The following is a 4,959-nucleotide window of genomic DNA, read 5'->3' as shown; positions in this document are numbered from 1 at the left end:
ATGCAGGTGACGTCGATGCCCGCCCGCACCAGCCGCTCGACCAGCCGGCCGCCGATGAAGCCGCTCGCCCCCGTCACCACCACGCGGGCGCCGGGCGCGAGGCCGTCGGCCAGCGCTGCCTGGGTGGCATCCCAGGGCTGCTCCAGCGGCTCGCGCAGCGCGTAGCAGCGCTCGATCCGCCGCACCGAGGTTAAGCCTTCGGCGCCGCCGACCGCGGGGGCGCGGCCCTGCGCGACGGCATCGCGGAAGTCGCGCATCTCGGCATCGAAGAGCGCGGGGAAGAGTTGCGGCTTCATCGTGCTTCCGCTCACGCCCGCATGCGTGAAGGCGAGCGCGTTGGCCGAGCCCGCCACCACCTCGTTGCGGTAGAGCGCGACCTCGACATGGCCGTGCGTGCCCTCGATCCGGGCGGTGTTGGCGAGGTTGCGGGTGCGGCTCAGCTCGACCCGGACCTTGCCGCCGGCATCGAGCAGGAACTCGGCGACGCAATCGGCCTCGACGCCGCTGGCGCCGTCGTCGCGGTAGCGGGTCGGCGTCATCGCGCCGAGCCAGTGGCCCAGGATGTCGAGGGTGTGGGCACCGGTGTCCATCAGGACGCCGCCGCCCGAGAGGTCGCGGCGCAGCAGCGCGTCCGAGCTCGTCGCCCAGTTGAAGACGAAGCCCTCGCGCGCATCGACCCGCCGGATCGCCCCGATCGTGCCGGACTCGATCAGGGCCTTCGTCCAGGCGGCGATGGTGAGGTTGCGCCGCAGGAGGCCGACCGCGAGGACGAGGCCCCGGCGCTCGGCCGCCGCGATCATCGCCTCGCCCGCGGCGCTCGTGGTGGCCAGCGGCTTCTCCATGAAGACGTGCTTGCCGGCCTCCAGCAGGGCGAGCCCGATCGGGCCGTGGGTGGTGTGGGGGGTCGCGACCAGCGCGGCGTCGAAGCGGTCGGCCACCTCGCGCCAGTCGGACGCCGTGACGATGTCGGCGCGCCGCCGCCCGGCCCGGGCCGCGAGCAGGGCGAGGCGCTCGGGCGAGCGATCGACCAGCACGCTCGGAGCCCAGCCCTGCCGCTTCAGGGCCGGGAGAAGGTGGTGATCCACCACGGCGCCGCATCCGATGATGGCGAGGCGGGCTTTCGGGGAGGCGACGGGCGAGGACATGCGTCTGGGGACCTTCCGGGTGTCGTCGGGAAAACGGATGTGGCCTAGGAGGCGGGCGTCATGAGCGCCGCCAGCGGCTCGCGCGCGGCGGGCCGGGGCAGCGGAACGGGCCGGTACTTCGCCGTGAGGTGGGCCGGCAGGTCGGGCCGCTCCCAGAGGTCGGCGAGGGCGGTGTCGATCGTGTGCCGCGGGTGCCAGCCGAACAGCTCGCGGATGCGCGCGATGTCGGCGGCGAGCACCGGCCGGTCGACGGCACGCAGCCGGGCCGGGTCGGTCTTGACCGTGAAGTCGGCGCCCCCGATGCGCCGCAGGCGGCTCAGGATCTCGCCCACCGCGTAGGCCTGGCCCGTGCCGAGGTTGACCGTGACGCACTCGCCCGGCGCCACCGCGCCCGCGAGCGCCGCCGCCCGGAAGCCGCGGGCGGCGTCCTCCACGTGGATGTAGTCCCGCCGCGCCGTGAGGTTGCCGAGGCTGATCCGGCGGTGGCCGGCGATGAGCTGGGCGAGGATCTCGGGCAGGAGGTGCGGGTTGGTCTCGCCCGGCCCGATCACGTTGAACAGCCGCACCACCACCGCCGCGAGGCCGCGCTGGCGCGCCATGTGGCGGACGTAGTGCTCGCCGTGAAGCTTGGTGAAGCCGTAGACGTCGCTGGGCGCGAGGGGGGATTCGTCCTCCCGGTGCGGCCGGCTCTCCGGCGCGTAGACGGCGCCGCTGCTGGCGAAGACGAAGCGGCAGCCCGGCGGGCAGGCGGCGAGCAGGCTCATCGTGCCGGCCACGTTGGTGCGCACCGCCAGCACCGGATCCTGCTCGCATTCCGGGATGTAGTGGATCGCCGCCAGATGGATCACCGCCTCCGGCGAGAAGCTGCGCATCGCCGCCGCGACCTGATCGGGGTCGGTGATGTCGGCGTGGATCATGAAGAGGCGTGCGAGTTCCTCGGGAGGGAATCGCGGCGGCCCGTAGCGCAGGGCGTCGAGCACGCAGACCTCGTGTCCGTCCGCCAGCATCCGCGTCAGCGGCCGGCCGACGAATCCGTTGCCGCCGATCACCATAATCCTCATCGGGGTCGCTCCTGCGGTTGCGTGTGGCGGGATGCGCGGGCTCGCGCGCCTAGGGCGCGCGGACGGCCACCGCTTGCCGCGGCTCGGCCACCTTCGGACCGGCCGACCTGGGGCCGGGCGGGTTGGGCTCGGCGGCCTTCTCGGCCGGCCTCGCGTCCGGGAACCGCGCTTCCGCGGGCGTCCGCTCCGCGGATGCCCGCTTGCCCGGACGGGGCAGGCCGGCCCGGGCCGCCGCCGCGCCCGCCGAGGCTTCCGCGGCCGACGGAGCGCCGCCCTCGAAGAAGCTCCGGTAGCGGTGGTAGTGCGAGCACTGGTCGGCGAAGGGTTCGTGCCGGTGCTGGTCGAGATCGACCCGGGTGAGGACGAGGCCGCGCACCCGCACTGAGAGGTCCTGGAGGCGCTGCAGCGTCGCCAGCACCGTCTTGCGCGGAGTCGAGGCCCAGCGCACCGCGAGGATCGCCGCGTCTGCGACGTGGGCCAGCGGCACGAAGTCGAGCACCAGCATGGCGGGCGGCGCTTCGATCAGCACGAGGTCGAAGGCCTCGCGCGCGCCGTCCATGAAGCGCTCGAAGGCGTCCGAGAGGTAGAAGTCCTGCGCGGTCGCCCGGCCCCGGCCGTGCAGCACCGTGACGGCGTGGTCCCGTGCGCCGGCGAAGAACGCGGCCTGATCGCCCAGGACCGCGTCTTCGAGGCTCGGCATCCGGCTCGTCGGGCTCGCGGGCCGCGCGCCCGTCGCGTCGATCACGAGGGTGCGGGTGCCCCGCGCGGCGAGCAGCTTGGCAAGCGCCATGCAGACCAGCGACTTGCCCTCGTCCGGCACCGACGAGGCCACCAGCAGGACGCGCGGCGCCCCGGTGGCCCGCGGCCAGCCGAGCGAGGCGGCCACCAGCCGGATCGCCTCGTCGAACATCCGGATCTCGCCCGCCCCCGACGCGGTCGAGATGTCCGGCACCATGCCGAGGCAGCGCAGCGCCGTGTCCTCGGCGAGCTCGCTGCCGGAACGAAAGCCGGTGTCGCGCCGGCCCATCAGCAGGGCGTAGCCGATCCCGAGCGCCCCGGCGCCCGCCACCGCGAGCCCGATATAGAGGGCCCGCAGGGGACCCGAGGGCGCGATCGGGCTCTGGGCCCGCATCACGACCTGCGCGGTCGAGGACTTCATCGCGGCCAGCGCCAGCGCCTGGGCGTGGGCGTCGCCGAGGAGCTTCAGGCGCTCGCGGATCGCGGTGGCGTTCGCCTGCAGGCCGCGGAGCTTGGCCTCCGAGCCCATCGCCTCGATCACCTCGGCCTTGAGTCCCGCCACCCGGGCCGTCAGGGCTTCCTCCTCCGTGGCGGCGGTGCGCACCTCGCTCTTCAGGTTGTCGACCGCCCGGTCGACCTCCTCGCGCAGGCGCTGCTCGGCATCCTCGAGCGCGGCCTTGGCCTGCAGGTATCGCGGGTGGCGCGGCCCGGTGAGCAGTTGCGCGGCGACCTCGCGCTTGGCCGTCTCGACGTTCTCCAGCATGCGCTGGATCACCGGCGCGCCGGCGAGATCCTGCGCCGAGGGCACGCCGCCGGACCGGAAGATCTCCTGCGCCCGGGCGAGACGCGCCTCGGCAGCCGTGCGGTTCTGCGTCGCGGCGCCGAGCTGGACGGTCGCGTCGCGCAGCGCCTGCTGGGGCAGGCTGATGCTCGCGGTGCCGCCCTCGACCAGACCCGTGCGCTGGCGGTAGCCCTCGATGGCGGCCTCGGCCGTCTCAAGCTCCGCCCGGCTCGCCTTGATCTGGCCGTCGAGCCAGCTGCCGGCGCGCTCGGCGTTGGCGACGCCCATGTCCAGGCGGCTGCCCAGGTAAGCGTCCACGAAGGCGTTCGCGATCCGGGCCGCGCGAACCGGATCGCCCGCCGTGTAGGCGACGGTGATCAGATAGGAGCGGCTGTCGTTGGTGACCGTGAGGCCGGAGGCCAGAGCCCCCGCGATGCGCTCGGCGGCGTCCGGATCGGGGCCGGCCGGCTCCGCGCGCCACCAGGCGAGGCGGTCGAGGAGCGAGCGCCCCGTGAAGGCGGGATCGTTCACGAGGTCGAGATCCGCCACGACCCGCCGCGCGACCGCCCGGGAGCGGATCACCCGGGCCTCGCTCTCGACGATCGCCCCGGTATCGGGTGCGACGTTCTGGGCGGGCTGGCCCGGCTGTACCGAGACCGGCCGGCCGAGATCGACCTGAAGGATCGCCTCGGCGGTGTAGCGGTCGCGCAGGCTCAGGCAGACGGCGCCGGCCCCGACGAGGGCTGTCGCCAGCAGGATCGCGATCACCCGGCGGCGGCGCCAGATCGCCGTGAGGATGCCGAGGTTGCGGGCCTCGTAATGCGCCCGCAGAGACAGGCTCCCGTTCCTGTTCGGCTGCTCCGGAACCCAGTTCATCCCGCCCTCGCCATCGCGCGCCGTCCGCGCGGCGTCGGGATGTCCCCCGAGACGCGCGGCCCGGCTCCAGATGCGGGCGCCGGACGGGGCGATAGGATCGTGCCCGAGCCGGTTTTGGGAGTTCCAATCCGGGATTAGCCCGATCGTACCGCAGTGCGGCGCGGGCGCTTCCCAGAGGCGCTTCGGGGTGGTCTCGGGCGCGGGGCCGGAGCCGCCTCAGAAATCGACGGCGAGGCCCTTCACCTCCCAGTCGTCGTAGCGCACCGGCTCGAGGCCGCCGCGGCCCAGGCGCTCGGGCCGGGCGGCGATCTCGGCCGCGCGGGTATCGACGGCGGCGCGGCGCGCGGCGGCCTCCGCG

At 74.4% G+C, this 4,959-nt stretch carries 4 protein-coding genes; all 4 read right to left on the bottom strand.

Features of this window, described 5'->3' with window-relative positions; all coding sequences use genetic code 11:
- A partial coding sequence (locus tag AX737_RS07155; RefSeq protein ID WP_197430482.1) for a Gfo/Idh/MocA family oxidoreductase occupies positions 1-1,145 on the bottom strand: 1,145 nt, incomplete at its 3' end.
- A gap of 44 nt (positions 1,146-1,189) precedes the next feature.
- On the bottom strand, positions 1,190-2,206 hold the full coding sequence (locus AX737_RS07150; RefSeq protein ID WP_066920155.1) for an NAD(P)-dependent oxidoreductase: 1,017 nt from the start codon (positions 2,204-2,206) through the stop codon (positions 1,190-1,192).
- A gap of 49 nt (positions 2,207-2,255) precedes the next feature.
- Complete coding sequence (locus tag AX737_RS07145) at positions 2,256-4,601, bottom strand: exopolysaccharide transport family protein (RefSeq protein ID WP_082772932.1); 2,346 nt, start codon at positions 4,599-4,601, stop codon at positions 2,256-2,258.
- A gap of 216 nt (positions 4,602-4,817) precedes the next feature.
- The coding region (locus AX737_RS31910) for a DUF1674 domain-containing protein (RefSeq protein ID WP_156453569.1) at positions 4,818-4,959 on the bottom strand (142 nt) is incomplete at its 5' end.

The organism is Methylobacterium sp. CCH5-D2, assembly GCF_001556475.1.
Lineage (GTDB): Bacteria > Pseudomonadota > Alphaproteobacteria > Rhizobiales > Beijerinckiaceae > Methylobacterium > Methylobacterium hispanicum.
The sequence above is the reverse complement of the archived record's forward strand: the minus strand, read 5'-3'. Positions and strand labels throughout refer to the sequence as shown.